Source organism: Streptomyces sp. NPDC050504 (genome assembly GCF_044458065.1).
In the GTDB taxonomy this organism is placed as follows: Bacteria; Actinomycetota; Actinomycetes; order Streptomycetales; family Streptomycetaceae; genus Streptomyces.
The window spans coordinates 316,560-335,314 of sequence record NZ_JBITHO010000002.1 but is presented as its reverse complement, the minus strand read 5'-3'; the positions used below and the strand labels follow the sequence as shown (position 1 = coordinate 335,314).

The 18,755-nt window shown below is 74.2% G+C and carries 14 protein-coding genes; 7 read left to right on the top strand and 7 right to left on the bottom strand.

Annotated features, from left to right (window positions below):
* Nucleotides 1-136: 136 nt before the first annotated feature.
* On the top strand, nucleotides 137-1,702 hold the full coding sequence (locus tag ACIBNE_RS07295) for an APC family permease (protein ID WP_399270469.1): 1,566 nt from the start codon (nucleotides 137-139) through the stop codon (nucleotides 1,700-1,702).
* Nucleotides 1,703-1,759: 57 nt separating this feature from the next.
* Here ACIBNE_RS07295 and ACIBNE_RS07290 read toward each other — a convergent pair whose 3' ends face one another.
* Both ACIBNE_RS07290 and ACIBNE_RS07285 read right to left on the bottom strand, forming a co-directional pair.
* A complete protein-coding gene (locus ACIBNE_RS07290; RefSeq protein WP_399270468.1) occupies nucleotides 1,760-2,089 on the bottom strand; it encodes a putative quinol monooxygenase in 330 nt (109 codons plus the stop codon).
* Nucleotides 2,090-2,215: 126 nt separating this feature from the next.
* Complete coding sequence (locus tag ACIBNE_RS07285) at nucleotides 2,216-2,926, bottom strand: IclR family transcriptional regulator (RefSeq protein ID WP_399270467.1); 711 nt, start codon at nucleotides 2,924-2,926, stop codon at nucleotides 2,216-2,218.
* A 202-nt stretch (nucleotides 2,927-3,128) separates the two neighbouring features.
* Here ACIBNE_RS07285 and ACIBNE_RS07280 point away from each other — a divergent pair, with 202 nt between their 5' ends.
* The gene (locus tag ACIBNE_RS07280; RefSeq protein WP_399270466.1) at nucleotides 3,129-4,334 is read left to right on the top strand and encodes a serine hydrolase domain-containing protein; all 1,206 of its coding nucleotides are present in this window, start codon (nucleotides 3,129-3,131) and stop codon (nucleotides 4,332-4,334) included.
* 28 nt (nucleotides 4,335-4,362) lie between these two features.
* Here ACIBNE_RS07280 and ACIBNE_RS07275 read toward each other — a convergent pair whose 3' ends face one another.
* Nucleotides 4,363-5,568: a hypothetical protein gene (locus ACIBNE_RS07275; RefSeq protein ID WP_399270465.1), complete on the bottom strand. Its 1,206-nt coding sequence runs from the start codon at nucleotides 5,566-5,568 to the stop codon at nucleotides 4,363-4,365.
* A 118-nt stretch (nucleotides 5,569-5,686) separates the two neighbouring features.
* Nucleotides 5,687-7,165 carry a CehA/McbA family metallohydrolase gene (locus tag ACIBNE_RS07270; protein ID WP_399270464.1) on the bottom strand — a complete coding sequence of 493 codons (1,479 nt, stop codon included), beginning with the start codon at nucleotides 7,163-7,165 and terminating at the stop codon, nucleotides 5,687-5,689.
* 150 nt (nucleotides 7,166-7,315) lie between these two features.
* Between ACIBNE_RS07270 and ACIBNE_RS07265 the strand changes: the two genes are divergently transcribed.
* The 4 genes from ACIBNE_RS07265 (at nucleotide 7,316) to ACIBNE_RS07250 (ending at nucleotide 15,570) form a co-directional block, all read left to right on the top strand.
* Nucleotides 7,316-8,143 (top strand): LLM class F420-dependent oxidoreductase, encoded by an 828-nt coding sequence (locus ACIBNE_RS07265; RefSeq protein WP_399270463.1) that lies wholly within the window; start codon nucleotides 7,316-7,318, stop codon nucleotides 8,141-8,143.
* A gap of 296 nt (nucleotides 8,144-8,439) precedes the next feature.
* Nucleotides 8,440-11,019: a bifunctional FO biosynthesis protein CofGH gene (locus ACIBNE_RS07260; protein ID WP_399270462.1), complete on the top strand. Its 2,580-nt coding sequence runs from the start codon at nucleotides 8,440-8,442 to the stop codon at nucleotides 11,017-11,019.
* A gap of 216 nt (nucleotides 11,020-11,235) precedes the next feature.
* A complete protein-coding gene (locus tag ACIBNE_RS07255; RefSeq protein ID WP_399270461.1) occupies nucleotides 11,236-14,301 on the top strand; it encodes a tetratricopeptide repeat protein in 3,066 nt (1,021 codons plus the stop codon).
* 138 nt (nucleotides 14,302-14,439) lie between these two features.
* A complete protein-coding gene (locus ACIBNE_RS07250) occupies nucleotides 14,440-15,570 on the top strand; it encodes an ADP-ribosylglycohydrolase family protein (RefSeq protein WP_399270460.1) in 1,131 nt (376 codons plus the stop codon).
* A gap of 22 nt (nucleotides 15,571-15,592) precedes the next feature.
* On the opposite strand, the gene ACIBNE_RS07245 is transcribed toward ACIBNE_RS07250, so the two are convergent.
* Entirely contained in the window at nucleotides 15,593-16,375 is a 783-nt protein-coding gene (locus ACIBNE_RS07245) for an SDR family oxidoreductase (RefSeq protein ID WP_399270459.1), read from the bottom strand.
* A gap of 83 nt (nucleotides 16,376-16,458) precedes the next feature.
* On the opposite strand from ACIBNE_RS07245, the gene ACIBNE_RS07240 reads away from it, so the two are divergent.
* Nucleotides 16,459-17,310, top strand: a complete 852-nt coding sequence (locus tag ACIBNE_RS07240; protein WP_399270458.1) for a hypothetical protein — start codon at nucleotides 16,459-16,461, stop codon at nucleotides 17,308-17,310.
* 117 nt (nucleotides 17,311-17,427) lie between these two features.
* Here ACIBNE_RS07240 and ACIBNE_RS07235 read toward each other — a convergent pair whose 3' ends face one another.
* Nucleotides 17,428-17,619, bottom strand: coding sequence for a DUF397 domain-containing protein (locus ACIBNE_RS07235; RefSeq protein ID WP_399270457.1), 192 nt, complete (start codon nucleotides 17,617-17,619; stop codon nucleotides 17,428-17,430).
* Nucleotides 17,620-17,831: 212 nt separating this feature from the next.
* Nucleotides 17,832-18,701 (bottom strand): helix-turn-helix domain-containing protein, encoded by an 870-nt coding sequence (locus tag ACIBNE_RS07230; RefSeq protein WP_399270456.1) that lies wholly within the window; start codon nucleotides 18,699-18,701, stop codon nucleotides 17,832-17,834.
* Between the last annotated feature and the right edge of the window lie 54 nt (nucleotides 18,702-18,755).

Sequence of the window (18,755 nt, the reverse complement as noted above, 5' to 3'; positions counted from 1 at the left end):
CGAATGATTGAACGCCGTACGGGCCACCTGGCTTCGCTATGCCTGCCCGCACCCCCCTACCCCCGGTAAATCCAAGGCGGGCAAGGCGGATTCATGTACTCCGGATGTGGAAAGCGCAGGCGTTAACGTCCCGTTCATGACTCAGACGGAAGCGCGGCCCCAGGCCGGAGCCACGGTAACGGGACGCCCCGAAGGGGGCGGCGTACGCACTAAGGGCCTCGGCGGGAACTCCGTCGGGCTGGTCGGCAGCGCCGTCATCGGCATCTCCACCGTCGCCCCCGTCTACTGTCTGACCTCGACGCTGGGCTCCACCGCCGGCGAGGTCGGGATCCAGATGCCCGCGGTGTTCCTGGCGGGCTTCCTCCCGATGCTCCTGGTCGCCTTCGCGTACCGCGAGCTGAACCGCTCCATGCCGGACTGCGGCACCTCCTTCACCTGGACCGTGAAGGCGTTCGGGCCGCGCGTCGGCTGGATGTGCGGCTGGGGCCTGGTGATCGCCACGATCATCGTCCTGTCCAACCTCGCGGGCGTCGCGACCTCGTACTTCTGGCTGCTCGCCGGGGAGATCACCGGCAAGGCGTCCGTCGCCGACCTCGACGGCAACAAGGCCGTCCACATCGTCACCTGCCTCGCCCTGATCGCCGCGGCGACCGCGATCAGCTACCGGGGCATGACGGCGACCAAGGGCGTGCAGTACGCCCTGGTGGGCCTCCAGCTCGTCGTCCTCGTGCTCTTCGTCGCGATGGCCTTCGCCAAGGCGGGCTCGGGCGGCGCCGACTTCGCGGGCTCCCTCGACTTCTCCTGGTCCTGGCTGAACCCCTTCGCCGTCCAGTCCTTCGCCGCCTTCACGGCCGGACTCTCCCTCTCGATCTTCATGTACTGGGGCTGGGACGCCTGCCTGACCGCCAACGAGGAGACGACCGGCAGCGAGAGGACCCCGGGCCGGGCCGCGCTCATCGCGATGGTGGTGCTGGTCGGCTCGTACCTCGCGACCGGCGTCGCCGCGCAGATGGCCGTCGGCTCCGGCGAGAGCGGGCTGGGCCTCGCGAACCCCGAGACCTCCGACAACGTCTTCGCCGCGCTCGCGGGTCCCGTCATGGGCCCCGGGCTCGGCATCCTGCTCTTCGTCGCGGTCCTCGCGTCGGCCGCGGCCAGCCTCCAGACGACGTTCATCCCGGTCGCCCGCACGGTGCTCGCGATGTCCGCCTACGAGGCGCTGCCCGCCTCGTACGCCCGCGTCCACCCGCGCTTCAAGACGCCGGGCCGCGCGACGGTCACGGCGGGCGTGGCGACGGGCGTGTTCTACACCGTGATGACGCTGGTCAGCGAGCACGTCCTGGTCGACACGATCTACGCGCTCGGCCTCATGATCTGCTTCTACTACGCGATCACGGCGTTCGCCTGCGCCTGGTACTTCCGCGGGGAGCTGCGCCGCTCGGTGCGGGACCTGGTCTTCAAGGGCCTGTTCCCGGTGGTGGGCGGCCTGCTCCTGGCGGCCGTCTTCGGCAAGACCCTGTACGACATGTGGGACCCGGCGTACGGCAGCGGCTCGGAGGTCTTCGGCGTCGGCTCGGTCTTCGTGATCGGGGTGGGGCTGCTGGGGCTCGGCCTGGTCATCATGGTGGCGATGCAGCGCCGGAGCCCGGCGTTCTTCCGCGGCGAGGTCCTGAAGAAGGACACGCCTTCACTGGTGGTGGACTGAGGGGCGCCCTCCTGAAGGGGCGCCCTCCTGAAGGGGCGCCCCCGCCCCGTCCAACGCTCAGTCGCGCGGCGACAGCTCCGCCATCGCGCCCCAGCCCTGCTGGTCCGGGATCTCCACGTTGATGATCTCGGGGGTCGTGGCGATCGCGCCCGCCATCGCCTCCAGGCCCGCCGCGAAGTGCGCGGACCGCACGTGCGCCGCGCCCGCGTCGGAGTCGGCGAAGGCCTCCAGGAGGACGTACTGGTTCGGGTCGTCGGCCGAGCGCGACCAGTCGAAGAAGAGGTTGCCGGGCTCCGCGCGGGTGGCGCGGGTGAAGTCGTCGACGAGCGTCAGCCAGTTCTCGGCGTGCTCGGGGCGGGCGGTGAACCGTACGGCGATGAAGATCATGCGATCCAGGGTGCGGGAAGGGGGACCGGCGGGCCAGACGGGGACCGGACGATTCCGGCAGGGCCGGAAAACGGCTCCGGCGGGGCGTGGGCAGGGCTCCGGCGGGGCGTGCGGCCCCCGGGAGCGCTACGCCCCCGCCAGGCCCAGGAGCGCCGCGCGCAGCGCGCCGTGCCGCGCCCGGAACTCCCGCGTCGGGAGCGCGACCGACAGCGCGTGGCCCTCCGGCAGCGGTACCGCCAGACAGGTGTACGCCGGGTCCGCCTCGCCCATCGAGACCGCCACGCCGCCCCCGCGCACCCGTACCGCCTCCGCCTCGAAGCGCTCCGCGCTCGTGATCGTCCGGTCCGTGAAGCGGGCCATCCCGTGGTCGGCCAGGTAGCGGGCCCGTTCGCGGCGGGGGAGCGAGGCCAGCAGGACCTTGCCGTGCGCGGTGGCGTGCGCCCGGGTCTCGGGGCCCGGCGTGAAGGGGTCCGTGGTGTCGGTGACCGGCGCGGTCGAGTCGATCACGGCGATCCGCCCGCCCCGGTACGTCGAGAAGTACGCCTCCGCCCCGGTCGCCCGCCGCGCCGCGAGCAGCAGCCCCGCCACGTCGGGCGCGCCGCCGAGCTGCCGCCGGAACGCGCGGTGCAGGGCGGGGGCGCGGTGCCCGAGCACGTACCCGCCCGGGGCCCGTACGACGTGCCCGCGCTCGGTCAGCGGGCCCAGCAGGTGGTACGCCGTCGACAGCGACACCCCCGCGCGCCGCGCCAGCTCCTTCGCCCCCACGGGCCCGTCCGCCTCCGCGACGAGGTCGAGGAGCGCCAGGGCGCGGTCGACCGACCGGGGGCCGGGGGTCATGGGGCGGGTCCTTCCTGAAGAGGCGGGACCTACGAGCGTACGTCCCCTGCCGCCCAGGGACCTGGGCGCCAGGGGACCTGGGGACCTGGGGACCTGGGGGCAGCCCCACCGTGCGACGGAGGCCAGCAGGATCGTCCGGGACCCCCGTACCCGGAAATGCTTGCACCTGACAGCGATCCCTTCCTCCCCCTAGGAGTGGCACGTGCGTGAACAGGCATCGAGGCAGAGGTCCCGTCGGGCGCGGCGGCGCGGAGCCCTCGCGGTGGCGGTGGCGGCGGCGGGGGCCGTGGGACTCCTCGCGGCGCCCGCAGCGAGCGCGGCGCCCGCAGCGAGCGCCGCGCCCGCCGCACTCCCCGCCCCCGCCTCCACCCCCGCCGCCGCGTACGACCCCGTCCAGCGCGGACTCGACTCCCTCGTGCGCCACTACGGCGTCCCCGCGGCCCTCGCCGGCGTCCGGAGCCGCGACGGAGCGACCCGCGACCGCACCTCGGGCGTCGGCGACCTCGCGACCGGCTCCGCCGTCCCCGTCGACGGGCAGGTGCGCGTCGGCAGCAACACCAAGGCGTTCACCGCCGTCGTCGTGCTCCAGCTCGTCGACGAGGGCAGGCTCGGCCTGGACGACCCGGTCGAGGACCACCTCCCCGGCCTCCTGCGCGGCGACGGCATCGACGGGAACGACATCACCGTCCGCCAGCTCCTCCAGCAGACCAGCGGACTGCCCAACTACACCGAGTACGAGGACCTGCGGCCCCGCCCCTACGACCCCCGCGAACTCGTCGCGCTCGCCCTGCGGCACAAGGCGGAGTTCGAGCCCGGCAAGAGCTGGAAGTACAGCAACACCAACTACGTGGTGGCCGGGCTCCTCGTCGAGGCGGTCACGCACCGCCCCTTCGCCGACGAGCTGGAGCGGCGCGTCGTCGAGAAGGCCGGGCTGCGCCACACCTACTTCCCCGCCTCCGGCGAGGCGGGGATCCGGGGGCCCCACCCGCACGGCTACTACCCGCTGGAGCCCGGCGCCCCGCTGAGCGACGTGACGGAGATCGACCCGTCGTGGGCCTGGGCCGCCGGGCAGCTGGTCTCCACCAACTCCGACCTCAACCGGTTCTTCGGCACGCTGATGTCGGGCGGCCTCGTCTCGAAGGGCGCGCTGGCCGAGATGCGCAGGACCGTGAAGGCCGAGTACTTCGGGCCCGGCGCCCGCTACGGCCTCGGCCTCGTCAGCAGGCCGCTGTCGTGCGGCGGGCGCTACTGGGGGCACGGCGGCAGCTTCCCCGGGTACGAGACCCGGGGCGGCGCGACCCCCGACGGACGTCGGGCGGCGAACGTCGCGGTGACCACGCAGCCCGCGGACAAGGGGTACCTGAAGCGGATGGAGGCGGTCGTGGACGCGGCGCTCTGCCACCGCTGAACCAGCTGGAACCCGCTGTACGGGCCCCTCAGGAACGCGACGCCACGTAGCAGACCGCGCTCGGCCCGCGACGCGCGTCGTCCGAGCCCCGCGCGCCGTCCCACTGCGTCCAGTACCCGTCCCCCTCCGAGGTCCAGGCGCGCGGCGCCCGCCCGTGGGCGTCCGCGCAGGCCGCGTTCGCCGCGCTCATCGAGTTCTCCCCGGACAGTTCGACACGGTCGAACATCCGCCCGTCGTGCTTCCCTCCGCACGGGACCTCGACGACCGCGTGGTTGGTGCGCAGCCCGGTGTCGAAGTCGACGCACCTGCCGGGCTTCACGTCCTGCGTCCGCACCACGGACTTCTCGGATGCGAGCACCCGCTCGCCCTCGGCGGGCGGCGCGGGCGGCGAAGCGCTGTGCCCGGAGAGCACCAGTTCCGCGCGCACCGACGTCAGTTGCCTCAGCGGCCCCTTCGTCGGGCGGACCGCCGACAGCTCCACCGTCGCGCCGGTGATCCGCCCCCGTGCGTCGACGGTCAGGGAGAGCGGCGCGGGGGGCCGGGAGGCGTCCGGGATCCAGACGGGTGCCAACTCCTCGTGCAGGTCCGAGGGGATGAGGCGCCCGGCGTTGTCGACCGCGACCTCGGCCGTATAGCGCCGCCCGCCGCCCGGCGCGGGGGACTGCCGGGTGATCCGGGCGCCGCTCACCACTTCGAGGAGGGTGCCGCCGATCGCCGCCTCGGTGCCGTGCAGTTCGGTGACGGGGCCGCTCTGCTCCCAGGCGCCGCCGATGCCTCCGGCCTTGAACTCCAGCCAGTAGCCGGCCCGGCCCGCGCGCACCTTGACGTGCTGCGCGTCGGCCTCGATCCGCATCGACGGCGCGGGCCTGGAATCCGTCGGGGTGCTGCCCAGGAAGGTGTCCTTCGCGTCTTCGCCGAACCCGTCCGCGACGCGCCACGCGCGCGTGGCCGTGCCCCGCTCCTCGGTGAAGTCCAGGCGCCCGGCCGTCGTCAGGACGGCGTCGCCCTTCTTCGACCCGAAGGTCACCTTCTGCTCGAAGACCGCGTTGCCGCTCTGCTTGGTCTGTTCGAGCGCGGCGAGCGGCTGGAGGTCGAGCGGCTTGGAGAAGACGGGGTGCGCGGCGGCGGACTTCGCCTTCCCGTCGGCGGGTTCGTCGCCGTCCGTGCAGGCGGTGAGCAGGAGCAGCGGTACGACGGCGAGGGCGGCGGTGAGGGAGGTGCGGGATCTTGGCATGCCGGGTACGACCCGGTGCCGCGCCCCGGGGTTGCGCCGTGCACCGGCCATGCCTGCCGCACGTGTCCGGATTCCGCTCCGCCCCGGGCGCGGCGCCCGCCCCGCCGCCCGATGGGGCCTAGCCGCCCAGGAAGATCGGGTTCGTCAGCGCCACCAGGGCCCCCGGCAGCCCCGGCACCGTCGGCGGGCGGCGCACCTCCGCGCGGACGTACGCCGCGTACTGCGGCGTGGTGGTCCACTCCGCCACCCCGCCCCGCCCGGTGTGCAGCGTCCCCTGGTCGGTGACCAGGTGCAGCGTGCAGTCCGCCGGGGCCCCCGTCACCTCCAGCCGCACCGCCACCGGCGCGTCCCGTTCCACCCGCAGCCGCTCCCCGATGCCGGCCTGCCGCGCGCGGCCCCCGGTGGCGGTGAAGGCGACCGTGACCGCCGACGACTCCGTGATGTACGAGTGCCCCGCCCTGATCCCCGCGAGGATCGCCTCGCGCGTCAGGTCGTCCGCGAGGACGACCGTCTGCGGCATGCCCACCAGCTGCGGCTCCCGGTGCGCGTCGCTGTTGCCCATCGCGGGCGTCCAACCCCGGCCGCTGGTCAGCGTGTTGTCCCAGGAGGCGAGGGCGATCTCGTCCTCGGGGGAGTACGGCCCGTTCCACACCTCCACCGCGTCCGCCTCGCCGAAGCCGAACTTCCAGTTGCAGCCGATGCAGGTGGCGTGCGGATGCGCCGGGACGACGAGGCCGCCCGCGCGGCGGATCTCCCGCGCGTAGTGCCCGAAGCGGTTGTCCCGCGCCCGGTAGCGCCAGTCGACGAACGTGCCGGGGTCGGTCGAGACCGCGACGACGTGGCCGTTGCGCGTGGTGACCTCTTCGCCGGTGAGGATCAGCAGGTCGTCGCCCCACAGCCCGTCCCACGCGCTGTGCCCCGCATGGGTGTTGTGCTCGGAGGAGTTGATGAAGTCCAGGCCGGCCGCGCGCGCCGCCGCCGCGATCTCGGCGGGGGTGCGGCGCCCGTCGGAGTGCACCGAGTGCAGGTGGCAGTCGCCCCGGTACCAGTCGCGGCCCCGGCCCTTCGCCCGGTCCGGCGGGTAGACCGGGCGCGGCGTCTTTCCGGGCGCGCCGAAGCGCAGCGTGACGGTGACGGTGTACGGCAGTCCGGTCGGCGCGGTCGTGTACGGGCCGAGGACCACGTGCCACAGGCCCGCGCGCACCGGCCCCGCGACGTACCCGGGCGTCGCCGCGTCCGCGCGGACGAAGAACTCCGTGCGGGCCCCGCCCGACCAGCCCCGGAAGCCCCGGCCGCCCAGTTCGGTGCCGCGCTCGTCGAAGATGCCGATGTCCAGCGCGTTGGACTGGGTGCCGGGCGGCACCTGCGGCTTCTCGTACGCGTACGAGACGTGGATCTCCCGCACCCCGCGCGGCACCTCGACCGGCAGGTAGACGTAGTCGGGCGAGCCCGGCGGCAGCGTGCCGCGCACGGTCCGCACCCGGTCGGCGCCGGTCCCGGAGCCGGAGTCGGACTCCGCCGCCTCCGCGAAGCTCACGGTCCCCAGGGTGAGGGCGCCCGCCGCCCCCGTCACGATCAGTCCGCGTCTACCCATCATGTGTCGGCTCCCAGCCGTGCGCGAGTGAGTGCGAGTGAGTGCGTGTGATGTGCGTCGACTCTCGTATTGAGCCGTTAACTCCCGTGCAAGGGAAGGGAAACGGCGTGGGTGCGTTGACCGGACGGTCCCCGCGCGGCCACCCTCGACGGCATGCGCATCTCCGTCACCGCCTTCCTCACCGACCGCACCGTCACCCCCGTCGGCCTCGCCCGCGAGCTGGAGCGGCGCGGCTTCGCCGGGCTCTACCTGCCCGAGCACACCCACATTCCCGTCGAGCGCCGCACGCCCTACCCGGCGGGCGGCGAGCTGCCCGAGGAGTACGGCCGCACCCTGGATCCGTTCGTCGCGCTCGGCCAGGCGTCGGCCGTCACCGAGCGGCTGACGCTGGGCACCGGCATCACGCTCGTCGCCCAGCACGACCCGATCGACCTGGCGAAGCAGGCGGCCACCCTCGACCACCTCAGCGGCGGCCGCCTCACGCTCGGCGTCGGCTTCGGCTGGAACCGGGAGGAGGCCGCGGACCACGGCGTGGACTGGGCCTCGCGGCGCGAACTGGTCCGTGACCGGATGGGCCTGATGAAGGCCCTGTGGGCGGCCGAACCGACCGCCCACAAGGGCGAGTTCGCGTCCGTGCGCGCCTCGTTCGCGTACCCCAAGCCGGTCGGCGACGGGCCGCGCGTCCTCGTCGGGGGCGCGGCGGGCCCCAAGCTGTTCGCGCACGTCGCCGCGTACGCCGACGGCTGGCTGCCGATCGGCGGGCGCGGCCTCGCCGATGCGCTGCCGCGACTGCGCGCGGCGTGGGCGGACGCGGGCCGCGACCCCGGGAGGCTCCAGGTCGTGCCGTACGCCGTGGTGCCGAGCCCCGGCAAGATCGAGCACTACGCGGGGCTCGGCATCGAGGAGGTGGTCCTACAGCTTCCGTCCAGCGGGGAGGCCGAGGTGCTGCGGGTGCTGGACGACTACGCCCAGTACCTCTGAACCACACGGACGGGTCGTGCCGGCGGCACTTCCCCACGGGACGTGCCGCCGTCCCGTGAGCGTCCAGTATCCGCGTGCGGACGCAGCGTCACCAGACGGGTGCGGGGCGCCGGTCGGGACCCGGCCGAAAATCCCGTGCCGGACGGCCCGTTGACGGCCCGTTGACGGCCCGTTGACGGCCCGTCGGCGGGGCGGGGCGGGCGCGCGGCGGGGAGGCGATTGGCCGGAATGCCACCCCCCGCGACCTGCGCGGGAGCAGCCGGAACCGCTTCGGCGGCCCGCCGTATGCTCAAGGGATGACGACGAGCGCGCAGACCGGACCCACCGCCAACTCGATGCGCCGTGCCCTCAAACGCGCCCGTGACGGCGTCGCGCTCGACGTGGCCGAGGCCGCCGTCCTGCTCCAGGCGCGCGGCGCCGACCTGGACGACCTGACCGCGTCCGCCGCCCGGGTGCGCGACGCGGGCCTCGAAGCCGCCGGTCGGCCCGGTGTCATCACGTACTCCAAGAGCGTCTTCATACCGCTCACCCGGCTGTGCCGGGACAAGTGCCACTACTGCACCTTCGTGACCGTCCCCGGCAAGCTGCGGCGCGCCGGGCACGGGATGTTCATGTCGCCCGACGAGGTCCTGGACGTCGCCCGCAAGGGCGCCGAGCTGGGCTGCAAGGAAGCCCTCATCACCCTCGGCGACAAGCCCGAGGACCGCTGGCCCGAGGCCCGCGAGTGGCTGGACGCGCACGGCTACGACGACACCATCGCGTACGTACGGGCCATGTCGATCCGCATCCTGGAGGAGACGGGCCTGCTCCCGCACCTCAACCCGGGCGTCCTGTCCTGGACCGACTTCCAGCGCCTGAAGCCCGTCGCGCCCTCCATGGGCATGATGCTGGAGACGACCGCCGAGCGGCTGTGGTCCGAGCCCGGCGGCCCGCACCACGGCTCCCCCGACAAGGAACCGGCCGTGCGGCTGCGGGTCCTGGAGGACGCGGGCCGCTCGTCGGTGCCCTTCACCTCGGGGCTGCTCATCGGGATCGGCGAGACGTACGAGGAGCGCGCGGACTCCCTGTTCGCGCTGCGCCGCGTGGCGCGGTCCTACCACGGCGTCCAGGAACTGATCATCCAGAACTTCCGCGCCAAGCCGGACACGGCGATGCGCGGCATGCCCGACGCGGACCTCGACGACCTGGTCGCCACGGTCGCCGTCGCCCGCCACATCATGGGCCCGGCCGGCAACATCCAGGCGCCGCCGAACCTGGTCGCCGGCGAGTACGCGCGCCTCATCGGCGCGGGCATCGACGACTGGGGCGGGGTGTCCCCGGTGACGATCGACCACGTCAACCCCGAGCGGCCCTGGCCGCAGATCGAGAACCTGGCGGCGCGGTCCGCCGACGCCGGGTTCGAGCTGCGCGAACGGCTCTGCGTCTACCCGGAGTTCGTCCAGCGCGGCGAGCCCTGGCTCGACCCGCGCCTGCTGCCGCACGTGCGCGCCCTGGCCGACCCGGCGACCGGCCTCGCCGTGCCCGACGCGCCCGTCGTGGGCCGCCCCTGGCAGGAGCCCGACGAGGGCTTCACCGCCACGGGCCGCGTCGACCTGCACGCCACCATCGACACGACGGGCCGCACCGGCGACCGCCGCGAGGACTTCGACGCGGTGTACGGCGACTGGGAGGCGCTGCGCGAGGCGGCGGCGCCCGGCATGGTGCCCTCCCGCATCGAAGGCGACGTGCGCGAGGCGCTGGGGCAGGCCGCCGACGACCCGACGAAGCTCACCGACGCGCAGGCGCTCGCGCTGTTCCACGCGGACGGGCCCGCGCTGGACGCGCTGACCCGGATCGCCGACCAGCTGCGCCGCGACGTCGTCGGCGACGACGTCACGTACGTCGTCACGCGCAACATCAACTTCACCAACGTCTGCTACACCGGCTGCCGCTTCTGCGCGTTCGCGCAGCGGCGCACGGACGCCGACGCGTACACCCTCTCGCTCGACCAGGTCGCGGACCGGGCGGCGCAGGCCTGGGACGTCGGCGCGGTCGAGGTCTGCATGCAGGGCGGCATCCACCCCGACCTGCCGGGCACGGCGTACTTCGACATCGCGAAGGCCGTGAAGGAGCGGGTGCCCGGCATCCACGTGCACGCCTTCTCGCCGATGGAGGTCGTCAACGGCGCGACGCGCACCGGGCTCTCGTTCCGGGAGTGGCTGATCGCCGCGAAGGAGGCCGGGCTCGGGTCGATTCCCGGCACGGCGGCGGAGATCCTCGACGACGAGGTGCGCTGGATCCTCACGAAGGGCAAGCTCCCGGCGGCGGAGTGGATCGAGGTGATCAGGACGGCGCACGAGGTGGGCCTGCGGTCCTCGTCCACGATGATGTACGGCCACGTGGACCAGCCCAGGCACTGGCTCGGCCACCTGCGCACGCTGGCCCGCATCCAGCAGGAGACCGGCGGCTTCACGGAGTTCGTGACGCTGCCGTTCATCCACACCAACGCACCGGTGTACCTGGCGGGCATCGCCAGGCCCGGCCCCACCGACCGCGACAACCGGGCGGTCACCGCGATGGCCCGCCTCCTCCTCCACCCGCACATCACCAACATCCAGACGAGCTGGGTGAAGCTCGGCGCGGAGGGCGCCGCCGAGATGCTGCGGTCGGGGGCGAACGACCTCGGCGGGACCCTGATGGAGGAGACCATCTCCCGGATGGCCGGGTCGGGTTACGGCTCGTACCGCTCGGTGCGGGACCTGGTGGCGATCGCGGAGGCGGCGGGGCGGCCCGCGCGGCCCCGGACGACGCTGTACGGAGAGGTGCCCGAGGAGCGGGTGGCGGCGGCGGAGGCCTCGGACGGCCACCTGCCGCGGTTGCTGCCGCTGGCGGAGTAGGGGGCGCGGGCCCCGCGGGGGCGCGGGGAACCGCGCGGGCGAGCCACCACCGGGCCGTGGGCGACCACCCGCCCCCGAGCGGGCTCGCCACCCCGCCCCGCAGGGCCCCCGGAGGGTTTCGGGAAGGGGCGGGGCGGGGGGACGCCCGCCGCAGGCGAACCCCCGCCACCCCCGGAACCGCCCCGCGCGGCGGCGGCCGATGCCAGACTGGCCCCCATGGGTGCATCCGGGGGGCGGCCGACCATGCAGGACCTTCTCCAGCGCCGCAAGCGCGCGGCCTTCATCGGCAGGGACGCCGAACGCGCCCTCTTCCGGGCCAACTTCGACCTCCCGCCCGAGGACGACCGGCACCGCTTCGTCTTCCACGTGCGCGGCACCGCGGGCGTGGGCAAGACCTCCCTCGTCCACCAGTGGGAGCAGACCGCCCGCGACCGCGCCGCCCTCACCGCGTACGTGGACGACACGGTCGCCAGCGCCCCCGAGGCGATGGCCGCGATCAGCGCGGCCTTCGCGCAGCAGGGCGTGGTCCTGAAGAACCTCGACCGGCAGCTCGCCACCTACCGCCAGCGCCGCCACGAGGCGGAGTCCGCCCTGGCGGCGCCCGCGCCCCAGGACGAACCCCAGGAGGCGCCCGCGGGCCCGGGACCCGCCCCCTCGCCCGGCGCGACGCTCCTGGCCCGGCTGCTCCTCGCGGGCGGCGGCGCCCTCCCCGGCGCCGGCCCCTTCGTGGGCGCCCTCGACCCCGTACAGCTCGCCGCGCAGGCGGACCAGCTGCGGCGCGTGCTCAGTTCGAGGTTCCGCAACCAGGAGGACGTGCAGCTGGTCCTGGACCCGGTGCGCGCGCTGACGCCCGTGTTCGTCGCCGAGCTGGAGAGGGCCTGCGCCGCCGCCCCCTGGATCGCGCTCTTCTTCGACACGTACGAGCGCACCGCCCCGTTCCTCGACCCCTGGCTGCTCTCCCTCTACACCGCCAGGGACCACGGCGGCCTGCCGCTCAACGCGGTCGTCACGCTCGCCGGGCAGTCCAGGCTCGACGCGGCCCGCTGGGGCGACTGGGCGGAGCTCGTCACGGACCTGCCGCTGGGCGAGTTCACCGAGGACGAGGCGCGCGCCCTCCTCGCCGCCAGGGGCGTGCGCGACGAGCCCGTCGTGCAGGACGTGCTCCGGCTCTCCGGCCGCCTCCCGGTGCTCGTCTCCACGCTCGCGGAGAACCCGGGCGACCCGCACGCGCCCAGCGCCACCGCCGTCGACCGGTTCCTCAAGCGGGTCCCCGAGCCCGCCCACCGCGCCGCCGCCCTGGCCTGCGCACTGCCCCGCCGCCTGGACGCGGACGTCTTCGACGTGGCGTCCCCCGAGAACCCGGGGCTCTACGACTGGCTGTGCGCGCTGCCGTTCGTGTCGGTGCGCGGCGGCCGCGCGCAGTACCACGCCGTCGTGCGCGGCCCCATGCTGCACCTGTCCCGCACCCGCTCGCCCCGCGGCTGGCGCGCCGCCCACACCCGCCTCGCGGCGGCGTACGAGGAGTGGGGCGCCGCGGACGACGCGACGTACCACCGGCTGTGCGCCGACCCGGCCGGCGCGCTCCCGGACGCGCTGCGCGCGGGCGTCGCCGCCTGCGACGGGGGCACGGCCCGCGCCCGCCGCTGGGCCAGGACCCTCGCCGAGGCGGGCGACGACGCCGACGACGCCGCGCTGCGCCGCTGGGGCGCGCAGTGCCTGACGGCGCTGGGCGAGGAGGAGGGCGACGGGCTCGTACGGGTCCTGGGGCTGCTGCTCGCCCGGGGCCGCCTGGCCGACGCGGACCGGGTGCGGGCGCTGCTCGTGCGCTCCCGCAGGCACCGCGCCGCCAAGCGCCACCGGGACTCGGCGGCCGACTGCGAGCGGGCGCTCGAACTGGACCCGGAGAGCTGGGAGGCGTACGTGGCGCGGGGGGTCGCGCGCCGGTACGCGACGGAGTACGAAGGCGCCCTCGCGGACCTGGCGCGCGCGGAGGAGCTGAGCGGGGGCCGGCAGGCTTCGGTGGCGGGCGAGCTGGGGGAGACGTACCGGCTCGCGGGACGGCTTGAGGAGGCGCTGGCCGCGCTCGACCGGGCGCACGCGCTCGACCCGTCCGAAGCGGTGGTGCTGGGCAGCAGGGCGACGACGAAGGCCGCGCTCGGCCGGACGGACGAGGCGCTGGCGGACGCGGACCTGGCGCTGGAGATCGACCCCGAGTACCGCTTCGGGCTCTACCACAGGGCCCGCATCCTGCGCGGCTCCGGCGACTTCGAGGGCGCGCTGCGGGACGTGCGGAGCGCGCTCGAACGGGACCCGGACGACGCGTGGTTCGTGAGCGAGCTGGGGGAGACGTACCGCTTCGCCGGGCGGTACGAGGAGGCGGTCGCCGCGTACGACCGGGCGATTGCCCTGGACCCCGAGTACGCCTGGGCGTACGGCAGCCGCGCGATGGCCCGGCACGCGCTGGGGCGCACGGACGAGGCGCTGGCGGACCTGGACAGGGCGCTGGAGCTGCGGCCCGGGTACCGGTGGGCGGCGCTGCGGAAGGCGGAGGTCCTGGAGGAGCGGGGGGACTTCGATGGGGTGCTCGCGGTGTGGGACGCGCTGGTCGCCGCCGACCCCGACGGGGCCTGGCCGCGCATCAGGCGGAGCACGGCCCTCCATCGGCTGGACCGGTTCGAGGAGGCGCTGGCCGACCTGGGGCGGGTGCCCGACGACGACCCCGAGTCCGACCGCGCGCTGTCCCTGACCATGCTCGTGCACACCAGCCTGGGCAGGCTGGAGGAGGCGCTGGCGGTCTGGGACCGGACGGCCGGGACGCGGTCCGGCGCGCGCGACCGGCCGACGCGCTGGCTGCACGCGTACGTGCTCCTGCTGGTCGACCGCCCCGCGGAAGCCCTGGCCGCGCTGCCGGAGGACCCCGACCCGAACACCCTCGCCCTGGCCCTGCGCCGCGCGGGCCGCCTCGCGGAGGCGGAGGCGGTGGAGTGCGGCGCGCTCCAGCGGGCGCTGACCCTGCGCCGCACCGGCAGGGACACCCCCGAGCTGTGGCGGGAGGCGGCGCGCGCCGCCGACGAGGACGAGAGCGACGACCTCCTGACGGCCGCCTGCGCGCTCGCCGACTGGCCGCGCGCCGACGCGCTCGTGGACGACCTGCTGGCGAGCCCCCGCTGGACCGGGCGCAAGGAAGCCGCCCAGTACCTCGCCGAACTCCTCGCCTGCCCCGACCCCGACCGCGAAGCCATCGAACCCCGGCTCCGCAAACTGACGGAAACCCTCAACTGATGTCCCGAAAAAGGCGTTTGGCCCCCTGATCAACAGCACCGCCGTTCGATTAAAGTGCGCACCCGAGCGCATTCCGTACCGCAGTCACGCACCGCAGTTCCGTACCGCACTCCGACCGCCCCGAGGGGGAGGCCCAGCATGAGCACCACCGCTCCCGGCAGCGCAGCCGCCATCTGGGGCCGCACCGAGCAGCAGGACTTCCGCAGCCGGGTCCGCGGCGCCCTCGTCGGCGGCGCCGTCGGCGACGCGCTGGGCGCCCCCGTGGACGGCCTCGCGTACGACGAGATCCGGGCCGCCCACGGCCCCGAAGGGCTGACCGACTACGCACCGGCCCCGCACCGGGGCGCCGTCACCGCCGCCACCCAGCTGACGCTCTTCACGGTCGACGGCCTGATACGCGCCCAGGTCCGCCGCGACACGGGCGCCTGGCACCCGCCGACCGACGTGCACCGCGCGTACCGCCGCTGGGCCGCCACCCAGTCCGACTGGGGGCCCGACGAGCGCCGCGCCGACAACGGCTGGCTCGCCGCGCAGGAGTGGCTGTACGCGCGCCGCGCCCCGGGCCGCGCCTGCCTGAGCGGGCTCGGCGACGAGACGATGGGCACCCTGGAGGAGCCGAAGAACCGGGACGCGGCGGACTCCGCCGCGCTGACCCGCTCCGCGCCGTTCGGGCTGCTGGTCGGCTGGGAGCCCGGGCTCGTGCTGCAACTGGCCGTGGAGTGCGCCGCGCAGACCCACGGCCACCCCACGGCGACGCTGGCCGCGGGCGCGTACGCCGTGCTGGTGCACGGCCTGAGCAGGGGCGACTCCCTGGACGGCACGGTGCAGCGCGCGCTCGGCCTGCTCGGCGCGCGACCGGGCCACCAGCCGGTGACGGACGCGTTGCAGAGCGCGCTGGGGGCGGTGCGCCAGGGCATACCGGGCCCGGCGAGGACGGCCGCGCTCGCCGGGGACGGCCCGTCGGACGCGGCGGGCGACCTGGCGGTCGCGGTCTACTGCGCGCTGGTCGCCGAGGACGTGCGCCACGGGCTGCGCCTGGCCGTCAACCACGACGGCAGGTCCGCCGCGACGGCCGCGCTCACCGGGGCGCTGCTGGGCGCGCAGCACGGCGAGACGGCGCTCCCGCCGGGCTGGGTCGCGGAGCTGGAGGGCCGGTCCACGGTCCTGGAGCTGGCGGACGACTTCGCGATGGAGATGACCCAGGGCCCGGCCCTGCACGGCCCGACGGCCTCGGCCCCGGGCTGGCTGACCCGCTACCCGAGGGGCTGACCCGCACCGGACACGGGCGTCCTCAGCGCATCAGCTCGCCCGCGTTCACCAGCAGCGACTGCCCGGTGATCGCCCGCGCCCCGTCGGACGCCAGGAACGCGGCCGCCTGCGCCACGTCGCCGTCCGTCGCCAGGTCGGGCAGCGCCATCCGGTCCGTGAGCCGGGCCAGCACCTCGGGCTCGGGGACGCCCTCCGCGTCCGCCGTGAACCGTACGTACGCCTGCACCGGCGGCCCCCACATCCAGCCCGGCAGGACGGAGTTGACCCGGATCCGGTACGGGCCCAGCTCGCGCGCCAGCGAGTACATCGCGGAGGTCAGCGCGCCCTTGGACGCCGCGTACGCCGCCTGCCTGACCTGCGTGGGCGCGGCCACCGCCGACTGCGTGCCGATGAACACCACCGAGCCGCCGCGCCGTTTGAGCGCCGGCACGCAGGCCCTGGTCATCCGCAGCGTGCCCAGCAGGTTCACGTCCAGGACCCCCTGCCAGGTCGCGAAGTCGGCGTCCTGAAGGCCCCCGAAGTGGGAGTCCCAGGCCGCGACGTGCACCACCGCGTCGAGCCGCCCGAAGCGCTCCAGCGCCAGCGCGGCCAGCGCCTCGCACTGCGCCTCGTCGGTGATGTCCGTGGCGAGGTGCGCGGTGTGCGCGCCTTCCGGGTCGATCGCGGCGGCGGACTTGGCGAGGTTGTCCGCGGTGCGCGCGCCGAGCACCGCGTTGCCCCCGTCCCGTACGACGGCCGCCGCGACCTGGTGCCCCAGACCCGCGCCCACCCCGGAGACGACGACGGTCCTGTCCGCGAGCAACATCGGCGCCTCCGGCGTCTGGTGGTATTCCTGACGGTCCGTCAGAGTAGGGCGGTCGACCGACTTCCGGAAGGGGAACGCACGCGATGAGCGAGGACACCAGGCCGGACGCGTACGCCGAGCTGGCCGCCGTCGGCCCGTACGGCACCCACCCGGGGCACGCCCTGATCACCATGGTCGAGCCGCACCCGGGCTTCGAGCGGGCCTACAACCGGTGGTACGAGGACGACCACTTCTACGCGGGCGCGATGGCGATGCCCTGGATGCAGGCGGGGCGCCGCTGGGTCGCCACCCGCGACCTGCAACTCCTGCGCGGCCCCGCGAAGTCGGCGGTGGCCGACCCGGTCACGGCCGGCTGCTACCTCTCCACGTACTGGATCACCGAGGGCCGCTACGCCGAGCACATGAAGTGGACGGTGGCCGTCAACAAGCGGCTCAACCGCGACGGCCGGGTCCACCGGGAGCGCACCCACGTCTTCACCGCGTTCCAGGACCACGAGGCGACGGTCTACCGGGACGGCCCCGAGGGCCCGCGGGACCTGCACGCCCTGGACCACCCGTACGCGGGTCTGGTCCTCCAGGTGATCGACGCCGAGGAGGCGGACGGCCGGGCCGCCCTGCTGGAGCGGCTGCGCGACGACTGGCTGCCGGGCCGTCTGGCGGGCTCGCCTGCCGCGCTGGTCACGGTCTTCGGCCCGACCCCGCTGCCGGGCGACCGGATGACCTACGTGAAGCAGGTCGAGGGGGTCGGGACCCGGCTGACGCTGCTGTGGTTCCTGGAGCGGGATCCCAGGGAGTGCTGGGGGGAGCACTTCGCCGATCTGACGGATCCGGCCGCCGGGGCGTCCCCCGGCGGCCGGACCGAGCTGGTCGCGCCGTTCGTTCCCACGCTTCCCGGAACGGACCGCTACGTGGACGAACTGCGCGATCCGAGGTGAGTGGTGTGTGGGGGGTGAGAGCCAGACACGGGCTCTGGGGCCGAGCCCCCTCGGCCGGGACGGCGGACCAGTCGAGAGGGCTCTGCGGGTTGTCGGTTCGCCGGACGGGCAGTCTGCCTAGTGGCCGACCTCGGTGACGAAAGCGTTCCACGCCGCGGGGTCGAAGGAGAGGTTGGGGCCCGAGGGGTCCTTCGAGTCCCGCACCGCGATCTCCCGCACTACGGGAGACTTGACCTCTACACATGCGCCGTTTCCTGCGGAGTACGAGGACTTGGTCCAGGTGTCCAGGGCGCCCTGCTGAATTGCCATATCTGCTCCGGTGTCACGGTAGTTGCCTGTACTGCCGTCACCTGCTTGTCGGCGACGTGATCGACGCTACTCGCCGGGCCGGGTGCGTGAACCAGTCATTCACTCGACTGGATGGCATATTCCATGCGGGTCTTCCGTGCCCGGGTGACAAAGGTGTACCGTGCGCCACCTTCATCAACCAGTGTGTCAAATGCCGGAGTTGAGGCGGTTCGTCATCCGGCGTACTCCTTCGCCACCTCGGAGATGAACTGGCGCGTCTCCTCCACGCTGAGCGCCTGGGCGCGCAGGTGCTCGTACATCACGCTGTACTTCTGTACGTCCGGCGCCTTCTCCAGGTACAGGTCGCTGGTGACGCCCTCGATGTAGACGACGCTCGAATCCGTTGCATCCGGGAATTCCAGGATCGCGTACTGGCCGGTGACGCCCGGGTGCGCGCCGTTCTTGAACGGCATGACCTGCACGGTCACATGGGGCTGCTGGGACACTTCGAGCAGGTACTCCAGCTGCTCGCGCATCAGCTGCCTGCTGCCGACGACCCGGCGCAGCGCCGACTCGTCGAGCACCGCCCACAGCCGCAGCGGCGCGGTCGGGCTGTCCGCGGGCGGCTGGATGCGCTCCTGGCGGCGCATCCGCACCTGGACGCGCTTCTCGATGTCGCCCGTCGAGGTCTCGGGCATCGCGCCGACGATCATCGCTTCCGCGTACGGGCGGGTCTGGAGCAGCCCCGGGATGATCTGCGACTCGTACACCCGCAGCGAGGCCGCGTCGGTCTCGAAGCCGATGTAGACGCTGTACGGGATGTCGCCGAAGGCGTGCCACCAGCCCTGCTGGCGCGAGTCCTTGGCCATCTGCATCAGCGAGTCGACCATGCGGCCGTCCGACACCTCGTAGACCTCGCAGAGGTCGCGGACGTCGCGCTGGCTGATCGACCGGCGGCCGTTCTCAAGGCGGCTGATCTTCGACTGGGAGACGAGGAGCCGGTCGGCGACCTGCTCGGCCGTCATGCCTTTGTCCTCTCGGAGCTTGCGGAGCTCCATGCCCAGTCGGCGTCGCCTGACAGTGGGGTTGACGTTGGACGCCACGGAACGGCACCTCCGGCTGCGTAGCTGGCATAGCTGTGCGTATCTACTGCCGAG

Bases quoted from the DNA above. Each gene is read 5' to 3' on its own strand.
- ACIBNE_RS07295 (WP_399270469.1), top strand. From the start codon at position 137: ATGACTCAGACGGAAGCGCGGCCCCAGGCCGGAGCCACGGTAACGGGA.
- ACIBNE_RS07290 (WP_399270468.1), bottom strand. From the start codon at position 2,089: ATGATCTTCATCGCCGTACGGTTCACCGCCCGCCCCGAGCACGCCGAG.
- ACIBNE_RS07285 (WP_399270467.1), bottom strand. From the start codon at position 2,926: ATGACCCCCGGCCCCCGGTCGGTCGACCGCGCCCTGGCGCTCCTCGAC.
- ACIBNE_RS07275 (WP_399270465.1), bottom strand. From the start codon at position 5,568: ATGCCAAGATCCCGCACCTCCCTCACCGCCGCCCTCGCCGTCGTACCG.
- ACIBNE_RS07270 (WP_399270464.1), bottom strand. From the start codon at position 7,165: ATGATGGGTAGACGCGGACTGATCGTGACGGGGGCGGCGGGCGCCCTC.
- ACIBNE_RS07265 (WP_399270463.1), top strand. From the start codon at position 7,316: ATGCGCATCTCCGTCACCGCCTTCCTCACCGACCGCACCGTCACCCCC.
- ACIBNE_RS07260 (WP_399270462.1), top strand. From the start codon at position 8,440: ATGACGACGAGCGCGCAGACCGGACCCACCGCCAACTCGATGCGCCGT.
- ACIBNE_RS07255 (WP_399270461.1), top strand. From the start codon at position 11,236: ATGGGTGCATCCGGGGGGCGGCCGACCATGCAGGACCTTCTCCAGCGC.
- ACIBNE_RS07250 (WP_399270460.1), top strand. From the start codon at position 14,440: ATGAGCACCACCGCTCCCGGCAGCGCAGCCGCCATCTGGGGCCGCACC.
- ACIBNE_RS07245 (WP_399270459.1), bottom strand. From the start codon at position 16,375: ATGTTGCTCGCGGACAGGACCGTCGTCGTCTCCGGGGTGGGCGCGGGT.
- ACIBNE_RS07240 (WP_399270458.1), top strand. From the start codon at position 16,459: ATGAGCGAGGACACCAGGCCGGACGCGTACGCCGAGCTGGCCGCCGTC.
- ACIBNE_RS07235 (WP_399270457.1), bottom strand. From the start codon at position 17,619: ATGGCAATTCAGCAGGGCGCCCTGGACACCTGGACCAAGTCCTCGTAC.